19 protein-coding genes are annotated in these 20,352 nt (G+C 37.8%); 10 read left to right on the forward strand and 9 right to left on the reverse strand.

Features of this window, described 5'->3' with window-relative positions; genetic code table 11:
- Positions 1-222: 222 nt before the first annotated feature.
- Positions 223-1,860, forward strand: coding sequence for an AMP-binding protein (locus tag ACFVSW_RS23885; RefSeq protein WP_387319120.1), 1,638 nt, complete (start codon positions 223-225; stop codon positions 1,858-1,860).
- A 99-nt stretch (positions 1,861-1,959) separates the two neighbouring features.
- On the forward strand, positions 1,960-2,163 hold the full coding sequence (locus ACFVSW_RS23890; RefSeq protein WP_387319121.1) for a DUF6501 family protein: 204 nt from the start codon (positions 1,960-1,962) through the stop codon (positions 2,161-2,163).
- A 54-nt stretch (positions 2,164-2,217) separates the two neighbouring features.
- On the opposite strand, the gene ACFVSW_RS23895 is transcribed toward ACFVSW_RS23890, so the two are convergent.
- The 5 genes from ACFVSW_RS23895 to ACFVSW_RS23915 all read right to left on the reverse strand — a co-directional run bounded on the left by ACFVSW_RS23895 (position 2,218) and on the right by ACFVSW_RS23915 (position 8,115).
- The gene (locus tag ACFVSW_RS23895) at positions 2,218-2,814 is read right to left on the reverse strand and encodes a YhcN/YlaJ family sporulation lipoprotein (RefSeq protein WP_387319122.1); all 597 of its coding nucleotides are present in this window, start codon (positions 2,812-2,814) and stop codon (positions 2,218-2,220) included.
- A 185-nt stretch (positions 2,815-2,999) separates the two neighbouring features.
- The gene (gene yidC / locus ACFVSW_RS23900) at positions 3,000-3,791 is read right to left on the reverse strand and encodes a membrane protein insertase YidC (protein ID WP_387319123.1); all 792 of its coding nucleotides are present in this window, start codon (positions 3,789-3,791) and stop codon (positions 3,000-3,002) included.
- A gap of 489 nt (positions 3,792-4,280) precedes the next feature.
- Positions 4,281-5,033 (reverse strand): pyruvate formate-lyase-activating protein, encoded by a 753-nt coding sequence (pflA, locus tag ACFVSW_RS23905; RefSeq protein WP_387319124.1) that lies wholly within the window; start codon positions 5,031-5,033, stop codon positions 4,281-4,283.
- Positions 5,034-5,100: 67 nt separating this feature from the next.
- Positions 5,101-7,326 (reverse strand): formate C-acetyltransferase, encoded by a 2,226-nt coding sequence (gene pflB, locus ACFVSW_RS23910; protein WP_387319125.1) that lies wholly within the window; start codon positions 7,324-7,326, stop codon positions 5,101-5,103.
- 336 nt (positions 7,327-7,662) lie between these two features.
- Positions 7,663-8,115: a cupredoxin domain-containing protein gene (locus ACFVSW_RS23915; protein WP_387319127.1), complete on the reverse strand. Its 453-nt coding sequence runs from the start codon at positions 8,113-8,115 to the stop codon at positions 7,663-7,665.
- A gap of 263 nt (positions 8,116-8,378) precedes the next feature.
- Here ACFVSW_RS23915 and mprF point away from each other — a divergent pair, with 263 nt between their 5' ends.
- Both mprF and ACFVSW_RS23925 read left to right on the forward strand, forming a co-directional pair.
- Complete coding sequence (gene mprF, locus ACFVSW_RS23920; RefSeq protein ID WP_387319128.1) at positions 8,379-10,904, forward strand: bifunctional lysylphosphatidylglycerol flippase/synthetase MprF; 2,526 nt, start codon at positions 8,379-8,381, stop codon at positions 10,902-10,904.
- Between the two features lie 145 nt (positions 10,905-11,049).
- On the forward strand, positions 11,050-12,210 hold the full coding sequence (locus tag ACFVSW_RS23925) for a D-alanyl-D-alanine carboxypeptidase family protein (RefSeq protein WP_387319129.1): 1,161 nt from the start codon (positions 11,050-11,052) through the stop codon (positions 12,208-12,210).
- A 40-nt stretch (positions 12,211-12,250) separates the two neighbouring features.
- Here ACFVSW_RS23925 and ACFVSW_RS23930 read toward each other — a convergent pair whose 3' ends face one another.
- Positions 12,251-12,508, reverse strand: a complete 258-nt coding sequence (locus tag ACFVSW_RS23930) for a hypothetical protein (protein ID WP_387319130.1) — start codon at positions 12,506-12,508, stop codon at positions 12,251-12,253.
- Between the two features lie 179 nt (positions 12,509-12,687).
- Here ACFVSW_RS23930 and ACFVSW_RS23935 point away from each other — a divergent pair, with 179 nt between their 5' ends.
- Both ACFVSW_RS23935 and ACFVSW_RS23940 read left to right on the forward strand, forming a co-directional pair.
- A complete protein-coding gene (locus ACFVSW_RS23935) occupies positions 12,688-13,170 on the forward strand; it encodes an Hsp20/alpha crystallin family protein (protein ID WP_387319198.1) in 483 nt (160 codons plus the stop codon).
- A 93-nt stretch (positions 13,171-13,263) separates the two neighbouring features.
- Positions 13,264-13,674, forward strand: a complete 411-nt coding sequence (locus ACFVSW_RS23940; RefSeq protein ID WP_387319131.1) for a hypothetical protein — start codon at positions 13,264-13,266, stop codon at positions 13,672-13,674.
- Positions 13,675-13,703: 29 nt separating this feature from the next.
- Here the strand turns inward: ACFVSW_RS23940 and ACFVSW_RS23945 are convergent, their stop codons facing one another.
- On the reverse strand, positions 13,704-13,946 hold the full coding sequence (locus ACFVSW_RS23945) for a YkuS family protein (protein ID WP_387319132.1): 243 nt from the start codon (positions 13,944-13,946) through the stop codon (positions 13,704-13,706).
- Positions 13,947-14,045: 99 nt separating this feature from the next.
- Between ACFVSW_RS23945 and ACFVSW_RS23950 the strand changes: the two genes are divergently transcribed.
- On the forward strand, positions 14,046-14,177 hold the full coding sequence (locus tag ACFVSW_RS23950) for a YuzL family protein (RefSeq protein WP_387319133.1): 132 nt from the start codon (positions 14,046-14,048) through the stop codon (positions 14,175-14,177).
- 49 nt (positions 14,178-14,226) lie between these two features.
- Here ACFVSW_RS23950 and ACFVSW_RS23955 read toward each other — a convergent pair whose 3' ends face one another.
- Together ACFVSW_RS23955 and ACFVSW_RS23960 are read right to left on the reverse strand one after the other, a co-directional pair.
- The gene (locus ACFVSW_RS23955; RefSeq protein WP_387319134.1) at positions 14,227-15,846 is read right to left on the reverse strand and encodes an ABC-F family ATP-binding cassette domain-containing protein; all 1,620 of its coding nucleotides are present in this window, start codon (positions 15,844-15,846) and stop codon (positions 14,227-14,229) included.
- Between the two features lie 381 nt (positions 15,847-16,227).
- A complete protein-coding gene (locus ACFVSW_RS23960) occupies positions 16,228-16,830 on the reverse strand; it encodes an SCO family protein (protein WP_387319135.1) in 603 nt (200 codons plus the stop codon).
- Between the two features lie 138 nt (positions 16,831-16,968).
- Here ACFVSW_RS23960 and ACFVSW_RS23965 point away from each other — a divergent pair, with 138 nt between their 5' ends.
- The 3 genes from ACFVSW_RS23965 to ACFVSW_RS23975 all read left to right on the forward strand — a co-directional run bounded on the left by ACFVSW_RS23965 (position 16,969) and on the right by ACFVSW_RS23975 (position 20,327).
- Positions 16,969-17,364 carry a CidA/LrgA family protein gene (locus ACFVSW_RS23965; RefSeq protein ID WP_387319136.1) on the forward strand — a complete coding sequence of 132 codons (396 nt, stop codon included), beginning with the start codon at positions 16,969-16,971 and terminating at the stop codon, positions 17,362-17,364.
- Positions 17,348-18,025 (forward strand): LrgB family protein, encoded by a 678-nt coding sequence (locus tag ACFVSW_RS23970; protein ID WP_387319137.1) that lies wholly within the window; start codon positions 17,348-17,350, stop codon positions 18,023-18,025. The genes ACFVSW_RS23965 and ACFVSW_RS23970 overlap by 17 nt, the downstream gene beginning before the upstream one ends.
- 373 nt (positions 18,026-18,398) lie before the next feature.
- Positions 18,399-20,327, forward strand: a complete 1,929-nt coding sequence (locus tag ACFVSW_RS23975; RefSeq protein ID WP_387319138.1) for an endonuclease MutS2 — start codon at positions 18,399-18,401, stop codon at positions 20,325-20,327.
- The last annotated feature ends 25 nt before the right edge of the window (positions 20,328-20,352 follow it).

Consider the following 20,352-nt stretch of genomic DNA (forward strand, 5'->3'; position numbering starts at 1 on the left):
GGTCTCACCTGTCCCGCTGCTCCCGCAGGAGTCTCGCGCCTTCCACTCCAATCAACATTGTGCTCAAAATCAACAATGTTCTTTAACACAGCCAATAATTAAAAAAGGATTCACACATTTTCCACAAAGTGAAATTATATTTTAAAAATATTGAATATTCTTATAAGTATGGTAACATAATTTTGACAGCGTTTCATTTTATAATGACTAGGGGGGAAGAGTTTGTCGACTTTATTGAATGTTACGATTGGTGAATTATTAGAAAAAAAGGCAGATTTGCATCCATATCATGAAGCGGTGATTTATTCAGACCGTAATTTACGCCTAACTTATCGTGAATTTGATGATATTTGCCGCAGGGCCGCAAAAGGTTTTATCAAATTAGGAATTGATAAAGGAGAACATCTTGCAGCTTGGTCGACAAATACGCCAGAATGGCTAATCACCCAATTTGCGACCGGGAAGATGGGGGCAGTCCTTGTGACAGTGAACACGAATTATCGCACAGCTGAACTGGAATATCTGTTAGAGCAATCAGATGCCACCACAATCATATTAATGGATACCTGGAAAGATTCATCTTATATCGAGATGCTCAATGAGATTGTACCGGAATTAAAAGATGCTGAGCCTGGTAAATTGAAAAGCAGCCGTTTGCCCTTTTTAAAAAATGTCATCGTCCTTGGGGATCAAAAATATCCGGGAACCTATTGCTGGGATGACATTTTAAAACTTGGCGAAACCGTTACAGATGAGGAATTAAATGAACGAATGACAACTCTCGACCCGGAGGATGTCATAAATATGCAGTACACCTCAGGAACAACCGGGTTCCCAAAAGGAGTAATGCTCACCCATAACAATATTGTCAATAATGGATTTAATATTGCAGGCTGTATGGAGCTGAAAACAGAGGACAGGCTTTGTATTCCTGTACCGTTTTTCCATTGCTTCGGCTGTGTTCTCGGAACCATGGCCTGTGTATCTGTTGGTGCCACAATGGTTCCGGTTCAAGAATTCAATCCAAAAAGAGTTTTGCAAACCGTTCAGGATGAAAAATGTACAGGGCTTCACGGCGTTCCTACGATGTTCATAGCCGAATTAAATGATCCTGATTTTGAAAAGTATGATTTATCCACGCTTAGGACAGGAATTATGGCGGGATCGAATTGTCCAATAGAGGTGATGAAAGCAGTTATCGAAAAGATGGGAGCCGCCGAAATAACAATCGCATATGGGCAAACAGAATCATCACCAGTTATCACACAAACAAGAACTGATGACCCGATTGAATTACGTGTTGAAACGGTAGGTAAGGCACTTCCGAATGTTGAAGTGAAAATTGTTGAGCCTGGGACGAGCAAGGAAGTAGTTCGGGGCATACAGGGAGAGTTATGTACAAAAGGTTACCATGTTATGAAGGGGTATTATAAAAATCCTGAGGCCACAAAGGAAGCCATCGATAAAGACGGCTGGCTCCATACAGGCGATTTAGCTGTAATGGACGAAAATGGCTATTGCAAAATTACCGGTCGCCTGAAAGATATGATTATCAGGGGAGGGGAAAATATTTATCCGCGTGAAATTGAAGAATTTCTCTATTCCTATCCAAAAATTCTTGATATCCAGATAGTTGGTGTTCCGAATGAAGTTTATGGGGAGGAGGTAATGGCTTGGATTATTTTAAAAGAGGGGGAATCGGCCACTGTAGAAGAAATTCAGGAATATTGTAAAGGGAAGATTTCCAAACATAAAATTCCGCGTTACATAAATTTTACTGATTCCTATCCAATGACTGCATCTGGGAAAATCCAGAAATTCCGCCTTAGGGAACAATCTGTAGAAAGTGTCAAAAATTAAAACGATTTCAAAAGTCGAAGAAAACGATATTGTTGCGCTGCATTGCTCCAATTGATTATACTAATAATTGGACAATGACCGAAAGGAACGGTGGCAGTAATGATTCATTTATCTTGGCGTGATCGGGAAACAGTTAAGAAAGTAAAATGTGTTCATACGGATGCAAAAAAATATCTTGTCAGTAATACCTTAACGGCAGGGAATTACTATGATGTGAAAAATGAAACAGAAGAGTTTTATTACCTTATCGACAATACCGGAAAAATTGGCGGCTTTTACAAAGAATATTTCCAAGACGCCTAAACCCAAAAAATGCCTGGCTAAAACAGCCAGGCATTTTTTAAATTAAATTTGCCGTTATCTTGCGTTAGGAAACACCCTGCGGATGGTATCAGTAAACTGGTTAAAGAATCCGGAGATTGGTCTGCCATTGCGAATATCGCCTGCATAGTTATTCATTCGATCATAGAAATCTGGGTTAACGGATACATAAACATTGTCAATATCCCGATCGACTGATTTAACTGCACGGGAAATTTTATCTTCAATAGTTGATGTCATTTCATTTCGAGATGAACGGTCCAACCTAGCAGCAACGTAAGCGTTATTTTCGGTAACGATGACATTTGCTCGGTCCACTTCAGGTAAATCCGCTACCTTATCTGCTGCCTTGTCAGCCACTCTCATTTTTGATTGATTGTTTCCAACGTTGTTTCGATCATTACGTACATTTCTTACATTGGTACGATCCATATTCCGATCAAGTCTTGTGTCACTTGTATCAATACCCGTTACCGCAGGTCCGCCGGGATAATTAGGGTTGGTGTAATTTACCCTAGTCGGTTCTGTTGCAATCCGGTTGCGAGCAACATTATCATTTACATTATTCCGTGCGCAACCGGATAAATAAAGACTAAAGATGAGGGTTGATATGACGAATAAACTTTTTTTCATGTTGTTTTAACACTCCTTTTGTCTTAGTGGTACAACATTAGGATTCCAAATTTGAATTAAACTATCCTTACAAACAAAATGGAAAAAAATAAAAATGGTTGTTAAAATGATTTGCCCTTTGCGGCCTCATAATTGGAAGAAGAAAATAAAAAGAAGCGCTCAAATTGCGCTTCTTTTTTGTCCATTTATTTTTGCTTCACCGGTATTACTTCCGGTTTTTTCGTTTGATAAAGTTTTCTGCTTATCAGTGTTTGAACAGTCAAGAATATTCCACCCACTACCCAATAAAGCGGCAGGGCTGCTGGAGCGCTAAATGAAAACATGACAATCATTAATGGAGAAAGCAAACCCATGTACTTCATTTGCTGCTGCTGTGCTGTTGGCATATTAGATTGTGAAACCTTAAATTGAAAATAATAAATAATCCCGGCAATTATGGTAATCACTATATCAGGATGTCCAAGGCTAAACCATAAGAATTTATGGTGTGCAATCTCTTGAGATCCGCGAATCGCATAATAGAAGGCAGTTAGAATTGGCATTTGAATCAGCAGTGGTAAACAGCCCATATTTAATGGATTTACACCATGCTTTTTATACAAACCCATCATTTCAGCTTGAAGCTCTTGCTTTTTCTTTGGATCTTTTTCGGACTTCATTTTCTTTTGAATAGCATCCATTTCAGGCTTTAGAACATCCATTTTCTCTTTCATGCCCATTTGGTTTTTATACTGTTTTAGCATTAATGGCATTAAGATAAGTCTGATTATTACTGTCACAAGGATAATAGCTAACCCATAGCTTCCGTTAAATAATTCAGCAACAGTTCTAATGAAAATCCATAACGGGTGAACAAGGAAATCGTGGAAAAAATTTCCGTTTGTCCCGCTGGGATCTTGTGAAGAGCATCCAGAAAGCAATAAGGTTGTTAACGATAAAAGAGCGATTAGTATAAGTGAAGAACGTTTTGTTTTCATATTTCCTCCTAAAATGTGTATAAATTGTTAAGTAAGAAGGAAGGAAATAGGTTCTTCGGAATCATCTTGAGAATATTCTTTTTTGCGAATAAATTTTACAATTCTAATGAGAATAAAACTGCCATTTAAACAGCTTTTTTTCTTATAAAAAAACAATGGATGAATAATTTTTGTGTTCGCAGGATTTGATATGGAGCCAATAAATGAATATTCCACACCCCATGCCAATAAAAATTTCAGTATTAAACCAAAGTAAATACTGATATAAAGAGCATTCAGGGTATTAATATCCGAATGATCGATAAGTAACTGAAACAAAAATTATCACCTCATTTGTGTAACCAATGATATGAGTATATAGGAGAATAGCTAAATAATCAATTTAAACTATAGCAAAATACCAGTGTTTGAAAACTTTACTAAAAGTGAAATAGGCATCGATAAACAGCAACACCGGTTCCATTTGGAAGCGGTGTTCATTAAATAACGTTATTTTTCTAGTATTGGCTTATTCCAATGTGCAGTCAGCATGTGATAAGCGAATTCCACTTTATCTTCAGATGGCGGCTCGACATCCTTTAATGGATATTCAAGACCAAGTGCTTCCCATTTATAGACCCCAAGTTTGTGATAGGGGAGAATCTCAATCTTTTCGACATTTTCCAGCGTTCCAATGAATTCACCCAGCTTTTGCAGGTCTTCAGGATCATCGCTTACAGTTGGCACCAATACATGACGGACCCAAATTGGTATATGTCGATCTGATAAAAAATTTGCAAATTCAAGGATATGATCATTTGCCATTCCGGTTAGTTGGATATGCTTTTTACGGTTGATATGTTTTAAATCAAGCAGGATTAGGTCAGTGTACTGCAAGAGTTCCTCAAGCTGCTCAATGAAAAGCTTAGAGTGAGAGAAACAGCCCCCTGAAGAATCAATGGTTGTATGAATCCCTTTTCGTTTACATTCTTTAAATAATTCAATCAGAAAAGGTATTTGCAATAACGGTTCACCGCCGCTTACCGTAATCCCGCCTTTAGAAGCTTGAATGAAAGGGAGATAGCTCATCAAATCATTCATGATTTCGGAAACGGTCATTTGTTTTCCCGAGCCGATTTCCCAGGTATCTGCATTATGGCAAAACTGGCAGCGTAAAAGGCAGCCTTGTGTAAAAACAATATAACGAATCCCTGGTCCGTCGACTGTCCCTAATGTTTCTATGGAATGAATATTTCCGTTCATGATGATATTCCCCTTTCATTTATCGGAAGGGAGCTCCTCGAAAAAGGGCCCCTTCTTAAACTGCTATTTACAATGATTCATGGAAAGTTCTGTTGATGACGTCAAGCTGCTGTTCTTTTGTTAGTTTAATAAAGTTTACTGCATAGCCAGAAACACGAATTGTTAATTGTGGATATTGTTCAGGATGTTCCATTGCATCAATTAATGTTTCTCGATTAAAGACGTTTACGTTAAGGTGATGTCCAGTTTTTATGGCATAGCCATCCAAGATGGAGACTAAGTTGCGAATTTGTGTCTTTTCTTCTTTGCCCAGCGCCTTAGGGACGATCGAGAAAGTATTGGATATACCATCCAAGCAAAAGCTGTAAGGAAGTTTAGCAACAGAAGATAGGGAAGCTAATGTTCCTTTCGTATCACGGCCATGCATTGGGTTTGCACCTGGTGCAAACGGCTCTCCGGCGCGGCGGCCATCAGGCGTATTACCGGTTTTCTTACCATAAACAACGTTTGAAGTGATGGTTAATACTGATAATGTGTGAACAGAATTGCGATACGTTCCATGTTTGCGTAATTTTTTCATGAAGGTTTCAACAATTTCTACGGCGATGCTGTCAACACGGTCATCATTGTTGCCGTATTTAGGATAGTCACCGGCTGTTTCAAAATCTACAGCCAAACCATTTTCATCACGAATCACTTTTACTTCACCATATTTAATTGCACTAAGGGAATCAGCGACAACGCTTAAGCCGGCAATTCCTGTTGCCATTGTACGAAGTATTTCTGTATCATGCAGAGCCATCTCAATTCTTTCATAGCTGTATTTATCGTGCATATAATGGATGACGTTCAAGGTGTTAATGTAGAGACCTGCAAGCCATTCCATCATTTGATCAAATTTTTCCATGACTTCCTCATAATTCAATACTTCTTTTGTAATTGGCTGATATTGTGGACCAACCTGAATCTTTAACTTTTCATCGACGCCGCCGTTGATAGCGTAGAGAAGGGCTTTGGCAAGGTTTGCACGAGCACCGAAGAACTGCATTTGCTTACCGATCTCCATTGCGGATACACAGCAGGCAATTCCGTAATCATCGCCATATTCAGGGCGCATAATATCGTCATTTTCGTATTGAATCGAACTTGTTTTAATCGACATATTCGCACAGTATTTTTTAAAGTTTTCAGGCAGCTGCGGCGACCATAGAACAGTTAAGTTTGGTTCTGGTGCAGGTCCTAAATTATCTAATGTATGAAGGAAACGGAATGAGTTCTTGGTAACAAGAGCACGTCCATCCAAAGACATTCCGCCAATTGATTCTGTTACCCATGTTGGGTCGCCGCTAAATAATTCATTATAATCCGGTGTTCGGGCGAATTTCACAAGGCGCAGCTTCATGACAAAGTGGTCGACAATTTCTTGTGCTTCCGCTTCAGTTAATGTACCATTTTGCAAATCTCTTTCGATATAAATGTCAAGGAAGGTAGATACACGTCCAAGGCTCATTGCGGCGCCGTTTTGCTCTTTGATCGCTGCTAAATAACCTAAGTATAACCATTGAAATGCCTCTTGGGCCGTTTCAGCAGGGCGTGAAATATCAAATCCATAGCTTGTGCCAAGCTCTTTCAATTCTTTAAGTGCGCGAAGTTGTTCAGCCATCTCCTCGCGTAACCGGATATTTTCTTCTGACATAACTTTGCTTGTATTTCGATAATCCTGTTGTTTTTCTTTGATTAAGAAATCGACACCATATAAAGCAACCCGACGATAATCGCCGATAATCCGGCCACGGCCATAGGCATCTGGAAGTCCGGTAATGATAGCGGCTTTACGAGCAAGCATCATATCGTCTGTATAAGCATCAAATACACCTTGATTGTGAGTTTTTCGGAACTCAGTAAAAATTCTTTCGATTTCAGGGTTTAATTCGTAACCGTACGCTTCGCAGGCTGCCTTAGCCATCCGAATCCCACCGAAAGGCTGCATCGACCGATTAAATGGTTTGTCCGTTTGAACACCAACGACCTTTTCCAATTCTTCATTAAGATATCCTGGTCCATGGGAAGTAATCGTAGAAACCGTTTCAGTATCCATATCGAGGACACCGCCATTTTCACGTTCCTGCTTAGTAAGTTCCATTACTTGCTCCCAAAGTTTGTTTGTAGCGTCTGTAGGACCAGCTAAGAAGGAGTCATCTCCCTCAAATGGAGTGTAGTTTTTTAAGATAAAATCGCGAACGTTAACTTCCTTGGACCAAGTCCCAATAATAAATCCATACCATGCTTTCATTATTTTTCACCTCGTAAGTTTTTTTAAAAAAATATAACAGATGAGATATTTTTACCTTAAACACAGTATAACAGGTAAATTTTGAAGTGTGGGGCATAAAATAGGGGGTAATTGTTAAGATATTGTGAAGTGTTGGTGTTTAAGTGTTTTTAGAGGTTTGGATGTGACTATTCTATGAACTTTTCCTAGTTCGAATTAAAACTGTACTATAAAAAATAGATAAAATAGATAACCTGTTATATAAGGAGAAGTCGATAATTTCAACATATTAACAGTGAAAACCTATGAAACAGTAGACTTTGAACATTGAAAAAAGCAGGAATACTGCCCCTGCTTTTAATTGACTACAATATCAGCAACCATCGGACCATTATGCGATCGATCTGAATGTGCCTCACAAATTATCCGGTAAGTACCTGCTTTATTGAATTGAAGTGGAACTATGGTTTCCTCACCCTTTTTTACAGTTCCCTTAATTTTTGTGCCTTCAATATAGAAAGGATGTTTTTCTCCGTTAATTCCGCTAATAAACAAATTCACTTTTTCACCCTGTTTCATAGAGATTGATCCAGGATCCCATCGATATACCTCTAATTCCTTGCCATTTTTCATTTTCGTTTTGAATTCTACTGTAACCATATGAATCTCACGGATATCCTTATCTGATTGTTGATTAAATACCGTAGAATCACCTGCTTTTAACATAAACCATGCTGAAATACTGGCAAGTACAACTACTACCGCTAGAAAGAAAAGCAATGTTTCTTTTTTTAAGACCAAGAATTTCACCCAAAAACCCCCTCATCAATTTGTCCTAATTAATACTTATGCAGAGTAGGTTAGGAAACTTGTCTATTTTTTAAAATTTTAATTTGCATAAGCGCAAAAAAAGGAACACCGCATGTTGGTTTCATAGATTGCAGAGGTTGAACATCTAAGAAAATGTCTACAATGAGAATAACGAAATGGCGTTTAAACGAATATATTTCTTTGTTTTTCCTAGCGAAAAGTTTATATTTAAATCAGGAATGAAAAAATAGGTGGTTATCTTGTTGGGGATTAGAAAAGAAAAAATATTAAAAGCAGCAAAAATCATTTTTCCATTGTTTTTATTAATCTTTGCAATCATAGAAATCAAAAAGTTTACCGGGGATTTGAATGTACAGTTGCTTAAAGATGAGATCAATCAACTGAACTTCTGGATTTTATTGCTTATATTAGCGATTACCTTTGTTGCGGTATTACCAATGCTGCTATACGATGTTATTTTAATCCGCATTTTGAAATTAAGGGTTCCGAAAAGAGAGCTATTAGAACAATCGTTTATTGCTAATTCTTTTTCCAATTTAATCGGTTTTGGCGGTCTGATTGGCGCCATGCTGAGAACCTACTTTTTTCACAAACTTGAACAGGATAAACGAAGGCTGCTTGGGATCATTGCCTCGGTTTCACTTTTTTATTTAACAGGGATTTCAGCGCTTACCTGGATTGTAACGATTGGATTCCGGCACTTTCCATTGTTTGCTGATGTGAAGTGGCTCTATTTTGCCGTGTTAGGCGTGGGACTTTATCTGCCGATTTTTTTAGTTATCCATACCTATAAGTCAAAAAAAAATCAGTCCTTGATTACGGCTAATGTCAGTATTGAGCTTGTTATCGTTTCTATTGTAGAATGGCTGGCAGTTTTTATAGCTATTTATGCTTTAAGCAGGATTTTGGGCATCCCAATCTCTTTTAAGAATCTTTTTCCTGTATATATTGTGGCAGCATGTGCCGGTATTATTAGTATGATCCCTGGCGGACTTGGGTCGTTCGATTTAGTTTTTATCTGGGGCATGCAGGATTTACATATACCTGAAGAAAAAGTATTAGTGCTTCTATTGTTTTACCGAATCGGTTATTATTTCATCCCTTTTCTTATCAGTCTTGTGTTTTTTGTAAAACTATATTGGAAAAAATGGAACCAGTCATGGAATTATTTGCCGAAAGCGATTATCCAAAGATTGAGCCATGTCCTATTAACAATGCTCGTTTTTTTATCAGGATTAATCCTGCTTTTATCTGCAAGTGTACCAGGTATCATGTCCAGGCTAAAGGTAGCTCAAGAACTATTATCACTGCCAATTATTAATGTTTCCCACCAACTGTCGGTGGCGGCTGGATTTTTACTGTTGGGTTTATCCCGCGGAATTGAATACAGTGTTAAAAGGGCATATGAATTGACAATGTTCGCGTTAATTCTTGCGGCGTTATTCTCTATTTTTAAAGGAATAGATTATGAGGAAGCTATTTTTTTAATTATTGTAGCGCTAATCCTTCGGGCTTCAAAGGGACAATTCTATCGAGAAAGTTATGTTCTTACATGGGGAAAGACCATTTTTGATTTTACAGTCATTTTGATTATCACATCGATGTACATTTTAATAGGGTATTTAAATTTACCGATAGCAAAATTAACAATTCCACAAAAATTGTTACCTTATGTGATTGTCGATTATCGTGATTTATTTACGAGTGCCTTCATTGGATTGGTGATCGCGTCATTAATTATTGTTACAGGCTATTTGATCAGCTTTCGTAAAAAATGGAAATTTGAGAAATCGCGGGGACGTGAAAAGGAAATCTTCACCCATTTAACGAAGTATCAAGGGAAGGTTTTATCCCATTTGATTTTCCTGCATGACAAATATATCTTTTGGAATTGCAAGAAAAATGTTTTAATCCCTTTTCAGCAATACGCAGACAAGCTTGTTATTCTAGGAGATCCCATTGGTGAGCAAAACGAAATCTCTAACGCAATCGATGAATTTCAGGAAATCGCGGACTTACACGGATTTACGCCTGTTTTTTACCAAGTCAGTGATGCGATGCTTCCTTATCTACACGGACATGGCTTTGCGTTTTTTAAATTGGGTGAAGAAGCATTTGTCGATCTTAAGAACTTTTCACTCTCAGGAAACAAAATGAAAAGTCTAAGAGCGATAAAAAATAAATTTAATCGTGAACATTTTTATTTTGAATTGTTGCAACCTCCTTTTACAGATGAACTCTTAGCAGAACTAGAAGAAGTTTCAAATGATTGGCTTCAGGGGAGAAAAGAGAAGGGGTTTTCATTGGGATTCTTTGATCGCGACTATTTAAATAAAGCGCCGATTGCACTTGTAAAAGATGATCAGAACCGGATTATGGGCTTTATGAGCATTATGTTTGTGTATGATGATTATCAAACAATTTCAGTTGATTTAATGAGGTTTAGGCCAGCAGCAGAAACAGGAACAATCGATTTTCTTTTCCTTTCTTTAATTGATTGGGCAAAGGATCAGGGTTATCAACGATTTAATATGGGGATGGCACCGCTGGCAAATGTTGGACTATCAAGATTTTCTTTCTTAAGCGAAAAGATTGCGGCGCAAATTTTCTTGCACGGTCACTTTATTTACCACTTTCAAAGCTTGAGAAAATTTAAAGCCAAATATACAAATATTTGGGAACCGAAATATTTAGCTTACAGACGAAAAACTTCGTTACCCCTCATAATGACACAAATTACCTTATTAATTTCGAAAAGAAGAGCTTAGATTACCGCCGGTTGGGAATATTCCTCCAACCGGCTTTTTGTCCCGTATTATTCCCACTTTGCACCAAACTTTAGGGAAAACTATTTATTTTTCCAAAAAATCTGGTAAAATCAAAGAGGAATTAAACATAAAAGGGTGTTAAATAGTGAATAAATTTGTCTCTTTTCTCATGGTTGTACTCCTGCTGTTTACGAATCAATTAAGTGCCAATGCAGCAGAAAATCAGCAATTAGCTCTAAAAAGTGAAGGCGCTGTCTTGCTGGATTCAGATACTGGTGCTGTGCTCTATGCAAAAAATGCTGAAGAAAAAATGTACCCGGCAAGTCTTACCAAAATCGCTACCGCCATTTATGCGATTGAAAAAGGGAATTTAGACAGTATCGTTACCGTCAGTGCTAATGCAGTAAATCAAGATGGAACCAGGGTATATTTGAATGAAGGGGAACAGGTCCCGTTAAAGAAGCTAATCCAAGGGATGCTAATTAACTCCGGAAATGATGCGGCAGTGGCAATTGCTGAGTATATGGACGGAACTGTAGAACATTTTGCAGAAAATCTTAATGAATATCTTAAATCAACGATTGGAGTGAAAAATACCCATTTCATCAATCCTAATGGTTTGTTTGATCAAAATCATTATACAACCGCAATGGACATGGCTTTAATGACGAATTATGCCATTAAGAACCCTGTTTTTTATGAAATTTTTGGAACAAAAAGGCTTGAGTGGGAAGGGCAGTCATGGAAAACGACGCTCTTCACCCATCACCGGATGTTGAAAGGCGAATTGCCTTACGATGGTATTACCGGCGGGAAAACAGGCTATACAACAGAAGCGAAACAAACCTTGGCAACGACCGCTAATAATGGGAAAATAAGGTTAACTGCTGTTGTCCTGAAGTCTGAGCAAAAAAGAGATAAATATGATGACACGGCTCTTTTGTTTGATTATGGATTTAAAGCTTTTCAGCAGGCAACAATTAAGCAAGGGGAAATTTTTAAAGAGGATAATAAAGAATTTTATCCTGAAAACGACACCATTATTACAGAGTCAGTCGACGGATGCATTAAAAACATAGATAGCAACGGAATGTTGTCGATAGAAAATAAAAATGGTCAAGTGATCCAGTCAATCCAATTAAAATATTACGAACCGCCTAAGCCTAAGGTAGCTGCTAAGAAGATTGAAAAACCAAAAGAAAGTGAACAACCGGTACTCCAGGTAAATGTTATTTTGGGGTTTATGATTATCGCGTTTATAGGAATCTTAATAGGTATCCGAAAAAAGATTAATAGAAAATTTTAAAAAGCCGTGGAAAGAATCCTCTTTCCGCGGCTTTTTTTCCTTACATCTTTTCAAAGTTAAAAGGACGAGAGTCGAAGGAGGCAGGAGAATCAATTTGATCTCTGTCATCAACAAAGCTTCGTGTTCCGAAAAAATCACTATGATCAGCTGAATTTTGCCCAAAGCCCTGATTTTTTTTATCATAATTATGCCAGTCAGCTAAAAGATTTTGACCAATATTTACTGCAGAAGCATTTTCGAAGGAATTAATTTTAATCATAAATATATTAATATTAATATATGGAGCTGGAGCGGGCATTTCATCGCCTCCTTTTTCTTGCTTTTAAATATATGCGTTTCTTGAACGTTTATGAAGAAGAGGGATATAAGGATTAAAATACAAACCAGTTTAGTAATATGGAAGTAGGCAGATAAAAATAGTTTACATTGTTGTTACGTACCCTTTTAAAGGGACGAAGGGGGTGTGGATAGTTGGATATGGAAAAATTAAAACAATGGATGGATGTTGCCAAGAATATGAATGGCGGGGATTTCTGGAGTAATATATTTGACCAAGAGTTCACCAAGCAATTTATGAATGACCAACAATTTAAAACGCCTTTTTCAAACGTTGAGGGGGGGCCAGTTCGAGAAGAGAAAAATTCACGGACATTCCCGATTTTCGATGTGTTAGAAAGTGAGCATGAAGTGATGGTCATGGTGGAGCTTCCAGGGGTTAAGAAAGAGAATATTGAATTAGGGCTCAACGGCGATATCCTAACCATTAAAGGCACGGCCCTGCCAATCCATCCACAATTTAAAATCACCTATTCTGAAAGGTTTTATGGCGAATTCCAGCGTCAAATTAAATTACCTGATACCGTCCGTCCCAATCAGCTTAACGCCAAATTTTGGAACGGCTTATTGTTTGTAAGTTATCATCGCACGATTGAAAAAGGAGAAATCATTCCCATCGACTAGCTAAATTAACCGTCTCCTTTTTATAGTGGACATGTTAAGCTGTTTTTCCCATATAAATGAAGTATGGTATAAAGTAAGGGAGCGTTTGTGAGCATGTCATTAAAAAATTTATTCCTGAGATTCCGGAAAAATGAATATGAAAAGGAATTAAAGAAAAAATTGTCTTCCTTGGAAATCAATATAATGGAGATAAAAAGTACTTTGCAAAGCTTCCAAGAGCAAATTCCTACAGAAAAAATAATCAAAACCAAGGATCCGCCGATAATCATCGAAAAAATTAATATTGAAAAAATCATAGTGGATAAATACGAGCTCAATAATAATTTTGGCCAGCTGGGAATAAAAGAATTATCAGGCAAATTAAACATTGGGGCAACATATGGCAGTGAATATACCCCTAATTTAGAGGAAGAAGAAAAAGGGGAAAACAATCGAAGCGAAAAAAAGCAAGAGCCTTTTTCAGAAAAAGGACCGAAGGTGAATATAAAAGCAAAAAAAGACTAAAGTGGAAGTTCTTTAGTCTTTTGAAAAAATTATTGCAGCCTGCTCTCCACTTGTTGACATACTTCATCTGCGGACATCCCATTTGCATCAATAACAGAGCCTTTTGTGAAGGTATCCTGCATTCCCATCATGTTAGAATCCAGACCGGTAATCACGCAGCAATCACAATTTTGCGCATCTGTTTCCTGTTTTAGTTCTACTACATCATAACCCTTTTCCCTTAATGCCTGCTGAATATTTGTAAGAGATTGTTCCACTCCAACTTTTGCCATACAAAACACCTCCTCCTCTAGATTATCATGCCAAAGTTTCAGGTAAATATTCTGTATAAAAGAGATAATCTTCCAAAAGCTAATAGAGGAGGTGGGCATATGGGAAAGCGTAAAAAAGACGCATCGACAATCGGGCTAAATTCTGCGCAAGTGGAAGGCCAAGGAACAACAACAACCGAAACAGGTGCAAGAGCAGAACCGTCATCTAGAAAAAAACAAAAAAGATACTAACAAAAAAGGCACCCTAGGATTGAAATCCGGGTGCCTTTTTCTTTTCTTTTTATTGATACATTTCTGCAACTTGTTTTTGAACATCCGCATTTTCAAGATATTCATCATATGACATTTGCTTATCCACTAAGCCATTTGGCGTTAATTCAAACACGCGGTTAGCTATGGTTTGAATGAATTGATGATCGTGTGAAGCGAACAGTAATGAGCCTTTAAAATTGATTAATCCGTTATTGAGAGCGGTAATCGATTCTAAGTCCAGATGGTTTGTCGGCTCATCCAGCAGTAACACATTGGCACCGTTTAGCATCATTTTAGAGAGCATGCAGCGAACTTTTTCTCCCCCTGAGAGGACGCTTGCTTTCTTCAATACTTCTTCCCCGGAGAAGAGCATTCTTCCTAAGAATCCCCTTAAGAAGCTTTCGCTATCATCCTTTGGAGAAAATTGGCGAAGCCAATCGACAAGGTTGAGGTCGCTATTTTCGAAATACTCGGAGTTATCTTTAGGGAAATAAGCCTGTGTAGTTGTAATTCCCCATTTGAAAGTTCCGGCATCTGCTTCCATTTCACCCATTAAAATCTTGAAAAGAGTCGTCTTGGCCAGCTCATTTGTCCCGACAAGGGCAATTTTGTCACCCTTATTCATAGTAAAACTAATATTATCAAGGACCTTCACACCGTCAATTGTTTTTGTTAACCCATCCACTCTTAATAAATCGTTTCCTATTTCACGATCTGGAGTAAACCCAACAAAAGGATACCTGCGTGAGGAAGGTCTTATATCATCAAGTGTTATTTTATCTAACAATTTCTTACGGGAAGTTGCTTGTTTTGACTTAGAAGCATTCGCGCTAAAGCGGGCAATAAAGGCTTGAAGTTCCTTTATTTTTTCTTCTTTCTTTTTGTTCGCGTCTGATGCCATTCTTGTGGCTAATTGGCTCGATTCATACCAAAAATCATAGTTTCCTACATAGACTTGAATTTTTCCAAAGTCCAAATCAGCGATGTGCGTACAAACCTTATTAAGGAAATGACGATCATGGGAAACAACGATAACAGTATTTTCGAAATTAATTAAGAAATCCTCAAGCCATTGAATCGCTTTGATGTCCAAGTGGTTTGTCGGCTCGTCTAGCAGCAGTACATCTGGTCTGCCGAATAAAGCCTGGGCAAGCAAAACTTTCACTTTTTCTGAGCCTGATAGATCGGCCATTTTTTTATCGTGAAGGTCTTCACCAATTCCGAGACCTTTTAATAGAATGGCAGCCTCTGGTTCAGCTTCCCAGCCATTTAATTCAGCAAACTCACCTTCGAGCTCGGCCGCTTTCATGCCATCCTCATCCGTAAAGTTTTCCTTCATGTAAATCGCGTCTTTTTCCTGCATGACTTCATAGAGTCTCGCATGACCCATAATAACGGTTTTTAGTACTTCAACTTCCTCGTATTCAAAATGGTTCTGTTTTAACACAGCCATCCGTTCATTTGGTCCAAGTTGAACAGTTCCGGTTTGTGCTTCGATTTCTCCAGATAATATTTTCAAAAAAGTTGATTTTCCGGCGCCGTTTGCGCCAATAAGGCCGTAGCAGTTCCCAGGTGTAAATTTAATGTTTACATCTTCAAATAGCTTGCGGTCTCCATATCGTAAACCTACATTACTAACGGTAATCATATTTAAAACATCCTCCAAAAAACCATATTGCCATATATTATACCATGAAAATAGAAGAAGAGCGAATGCCATTTTTAAGTGTATGATTTTAGTAAGAAAATTTTCTAAAAAATTTTTTCCATTTTCACACTTTATTCATAAATTTGTTGTAGAATTGTTTTTAAGAAGTCTTAAAGAGGGTGAGAAGTATGGCAAAAAAACAGCTTACTGAACTCGTTAACAAGTTAAAAAAAGCAGGTATTAAAGCGAGTCTAACCAAACCAAAGTCCAATTACCTATTATCTTTACAGCAAATTAAAAAATTTCCTTCATCAGTGAATTAAATAAGAAAAATCGGTAATAAAAAGCGATTGATCCAAGGGACTAACCGCTTTTTTTTATTTATCTAATTCTCTTCATGATTTTGTCATAGACCTCTTGTTTATTAAAGCCTTTTCCCATTGGAAATTTCGCAGTAAATTTATTGTTTTGATCCACTAAATAAATAAACGTGGAATGGACGAACTGTCCGTTTCCCGGGTCCTTGTATTGAAATTGCAAGGCATCCGTTACCTGGTTAATATTGTTTTGATCCCTTTTAATATTTTTCTTTTCCCCCGTTAAAAACATCCAATGATTGTCATTGTTAATTCCGAACCCTTTCATATACACTTGAAGAATCTCCGGGGTATCACGATAGGGGTCAATTGTTATCGTGATAAATTCAATATCCTTACCGAAAACGCCACTTTTTACTAAATCCTTTTTCAAGTCCACCATCTTTTGTGTGGTAGTTGGACAAATGTCTGGACAATGGGTATAAATAAATTCTATTAGCTTTACTTTGGTCTTATCTTTACCAAAATTATAGGATTCGCCATTTTGGTTAATTAAGCTGACATTTGCTGGTATGGCCGCATTTGCATCCCGAATGAGAAAGAAAGAAATTCCTCCGGCAATACCGCAAAACACGGCAAGACAGCAAATGAGATAGATTTTTTTCATAACATTCCCTCCTACCATTAAGATAAAGAAGTTTTTTAAAAAAGGATATGGATATTCTGTGAACAAACATAATGATTCTGATTTGTCATTCATTTATACTTATTATTGGTTGTAATTTTGGAAAGTTAGGTGTTAAACATGATAAGAAAGATGGGGAAATTTTCGATACAAATTTTGATACTTATTGGTATTTATCAAATTGGCAATCTTACAGTACGGATTTTCCATTTGCCGATCCCTGGTAACGTCATCGGTATTATTATTCTTTTCTTCTTGCTTTGGATGGGTATCATTAAGATTGACCAGATAGAAATGGCGGCTGGCTGGCTGCTAAAGCATCTAGGCTTTTTCTTTATTCCGATTTCGGTAGGATTAATGACACTAGGGCCAGTCTTTGTAACTAAAGGCATATCCTTCCTGTTTGTTCTTATCATTAGTGCATTTATTGGTCTTTTATCAGCGGGAAAAGCAACGCAAGCCGTTATTATGAAAAAAGAAAAGGAAAAAGTGAACTATCATGATCACGCTTTATAGTATTCTCTTAACTGTGTCAGTCTATTATTTTGCACGTTTCCTAGCAGCGAAATATTCTTCTCCGTTAACAAGTCCGGTATTTATTAGCACGGTCATCATTATCATTTTTTTAGTTATGTCAAATGTTTCTTATGATGAATACATTCCTGCAAAAAACATCATGACCTATTTGCTTGGTCCAGCAACGGTTGCTTTAGCAGTTCCCATTTACAAAAATCGGCTTTTGTTTGCTAAATACTTTGGCGCAGCCATTATGGGGATATCAATCGGGATTGTGACCACAATAACATCGGCCATTCTATTAGCAAAATGCTTTCAATTTTCGAAAGCTTTTACGCTTGCTTTAACCGTAAAATCGGTTACTGTTCCGGTTGCAACGGAAATAGGGAAGATCATTCATGGAAATATCTCGTTAATCGCTGCCTATGTGATTATAACTGGAATGATTGGCGCGATGTTTGGAGCAAAGCTCTTGAACATGTTTAAGGTTGATCATCCATTTGCCCGCGGGCTGTCTATTGGTACGATTGCCCATGGAATTGGTACTGCAGAGGCTATAAAAGAAGGAGAGATTCAAGGGGCAGTTTCAGGTGCGGCGATGGGGATTGCGGCAGTATTCACGTCGTTTATCATCCCATATCTCATTCCTTTATTGTTTTAATTGAGGTTTAGATTTTGATATTGACAAATGGTTCCAAATATCATATTCTTTAGAAGAATTTAATTTTTCTTAATAAGGGAGTTTGTTTTATGTTAGGTGTCGTTCTTAACTAATCCAACCAATTGGATAGGTTCATTCCGGTTAGCCTCGTTTTTTTAAACACGAACGGGTGCTTATTTAGCCATGGAATGAGGTTAAGAACAATGGGCAAGCATAAGCATACATCCTTTTACCAATGTAGCTGTGTACACTCGTGTAGACAGTTTTTATTTTGGTAATATTTGAGTATGAAAAATGAGTGAATCCACTCATATCCTTTAGCCGCAATGACATTGTTCATTGCGGCTATTTTTAATTTTAGGAGGAAAATAAATTGAACCTGCAAACCATTAACACTTTAGAATTCAACCAAATTAAAGAACAAATTGCCCAATACGCATTGACAAAAGAGGGCAAAGCAAAAATCGGATGCCTGACACCTTCTACCAATAAAAGGCAAATCGAAGCGTGGCTTGATGAAGTTTCTGAGGCGGTTGAGATATTGAAAAAGAGTGCGAGTGTTCCTGTTCATGGGCTTGACGGGATGGAACAGCTGATAGGGAAAATGAATAAGGGTGCTGTGCTTAGACCAGACCAGTTGACAAAATTTTATGATTTTTTGGATTGCTGTGGCAAGATGCGCCGTTTTATGAAGGATAAAGCTTACTACGCTCCAAGCGTGTCTGCCTATATAGATGCAATTGATGAATTACCTGAGTTAGCAAGTGAAATTATCCGCTGTATTAGAAACGGCAGGGTAGATGATTATGCAAGCAAGGAGCTATTAAAAATAAGGAAGCAAATAGCGATTCATGAGGAACGGTTGAAAGAAAAAACGCTCCAGCTGATTCGCTCGAATAAATATAAAACGTATTTACAGGAAAATGTAGTCAGCCAGAGAAATGGGCGCTATGTGATTCCGATTAAGAAGGAATATCGCAATAAACTAAAAGGAACAGTTTTAGATACTTCGGCTTCCGGTTCCACCTTATTTATCGAGCCAGAAGAAATTGCCATTTACCAGGACCAGTTAACGTGGGCCATTGCCGATGAAGAAATGGAAGAGCAAAAGGTTTTAAGTTTCTTGACCGGTTTAGTTGAGGAAAAAGAACCTCAGATCCACCTAGCAATGGAAACAATGATCCACTATGACTTTTTGTTTGCAAAAGCAAAGTATTGTCGGTCTATTAATGGCTCTATGGTGAGTATCAATGAAACCGATGAAATTAATTTGATTCAAGCAAGGCATCCGCTTTTAGGAGGAAAAGCGGTGCCGTTGTCACTCCGGTTGGGTAGGGAGCGTCAGGCATTAGTCATTACCGGTCCGAATACGGGCGGAAAAACGGTAACAATTAAAACCGTCGGTCTATTAACCTTAATGGTCCAGTGCGGTCTTCATATTCCTGCAGCCAAACAAAGTACACTTTGTATCTTTGAGAAGATACTAGTGGATATCGGGGACGGACAGAGTATAGCAGAAAATTTAAGTACGTTCAGTTCAAGAATTGTCAATATTATTGGAATCTTGCAGGATACTACTAACCGGACATTGGTTTTATTAGATGAACTTGGGTCTGGAACGGATCCCGGGGAAGGAATGGGACTGGCGACAGCGATACTGGAAACCCTTTATGAAAAAGGAGCCGCTATCCTGGCCACGACACATTATAGTGAGATTAAGGAGTTCGCCGAAACACATCACGGATTTATAAATGGTTCGATGGAATTTGATTTAAATACACTTAGTCCAACCTATCGTTTAAATATTGGAAGAGGCGGGGATAGTCAGGCATTTGCCATCGCTCTAAAGCTTGGGATTCACCCGAAAATCATTGAGAGGGCCCATCACATTACCTATAAGGAAGAGAAGCAGTATACAACGGAAGTAACAGATACGTGGAAATTGAAGGAATTAGAAAAACAAGTGACGGTCAATAAATACAAGGACCGAAAAAGGGACACAAACAAAACCGAGGTGAAAGTGTCAATTTTTCAACAGGGTGACAATGTAAAAATCTCGCCAACAAACGAGTTTGGGATTGTCTATTCCGGTCCTGATTCCCATGGGAATTATCTGGTTCAGATTAAGGGGGAGAAAGCTTTAATCAACTATAAGAGGATTAAGCTATATATCGCGGCAAATGAGCTTTACCCTGACGATTATGATTTCGATATTATTTTCCAAACTAAAGAAAACCGCAAGAAAAGCAAACTTCTTTCCAAGGGACATGAGGAAAATATTACGATCGACTATAATGAATAAAAAGTGCAAGCTGGAACTTTTGTGA

The sequence above is a fragment of the Neobacillus sp. NPDC058068 genome, assembly GCF_042885335.1.
Classification (GTDB): domain Bacteria; phylum Bacillota; class Bacilli; order Bacillales; family Cytobacillaceae; genus Neobacillus.

Excerpts from the sequence above, each read along its gene's own strand:
- ACFVSW_RS23890 (WP_387319121.1), top strand. The coding sequence starts at position 1,960 with ATGATTCATTTATCTTGGCGTGATCGGGAAACAGTTAAGAAAGTAAAA.
- ACFVSW_RS23895 (WP_387319122.1), bottom strand. The coding sequence starts at position 2,814 with ATGAAAAAAAGTTTATTCGTCATATCAACCCTCATCTTTAGTCTTTAT.
- yidC (WP_387319123.1), bottom strand. The coding sequence starts at position 3,791 with ATGAAAACAAAACGTTCTTCACTTATACTAATCGCTCTTTTATCGTTA.
- pflA (WP_387319124.1), bottom strand. The coding sequence starts at position 5,033 with ATGAACGGAAATATTCATTCCATAGAAACATTAGGGACAGTCGACGGA.
- pflB (WP_387319125.1), bottom strand. The coding sequence starts at position 7,326 with ATGAAAGCATGGTATGGATTTATTATTGGGACTTGGTCCAAGGAAGTT.
- ACFVSW_RS23930 (WP_387319130.1), bottom strand. The coding sequence starts at position 12,508 with ATGCCCGCTCCAGCTCCATATATTAATATTAATATATTTATGATTAAA.
- ACFVSW_RS23935 (WP_387319198.1), top strand. The coding sequence starts at position 12,688 with ATGGAAAAATTAAAACAATGGATGGATGTTGCCAAGAATATGAATGGC.
- ACFVSW_RS23940 (WP_387319131.1), top strand. The coding sequence starts at position 13,264 with ATGTCATTAAAAAATTTATTCCTGAGATTCCGGAAAAATGAATATGAA.
- ACFVSW_RS23945 (WP_387319132.1), bottom strand. The coding sequence starts at position 13,946 with ATGGCAAAAGTTGGAGTGGAACAATCTCTTACAAATATTCAGCAGGCA.
- ACFVSW_RS23950 (WP_387319133.1), top strand. The coding sequence starts at position 14,046 with ATGGGAAAGCGTAAAAAAGACGCATCGACAATCGGGCTAAATTCTGCG.
- ACFVSW_RS23955 (WP_387319134.1), bottom strand. The coding sequence starts at position 15,846 with ATGATTACCGTTAGTAATGTAGGTTTACGATATGGAGACCGCAAGCTA.
- ACFVSW_RS23960 (WP_387319135.1), bottom strand. The coding sequence starts at position 16,830 with ATGAAAAAAATCTATCTCATTTGCTGTCTTGCCGTGTTTTGCGGTATT.
- ACFVSW_RS23965 (WP_387319136.1), top strand. The coding sequence starts at position 16,969 with ATGATAAGAAAGATGGGGAAATTTTCGATACAAATTTTGATACTTATT.
- ACFVSW_RS23970 (WP_387319137.1), top strand. The coding sequence starts at position 17,348 with ATGATCACGCTTTATAGTATTCTCTTAACTGTGTCAGTCTATTATTTT.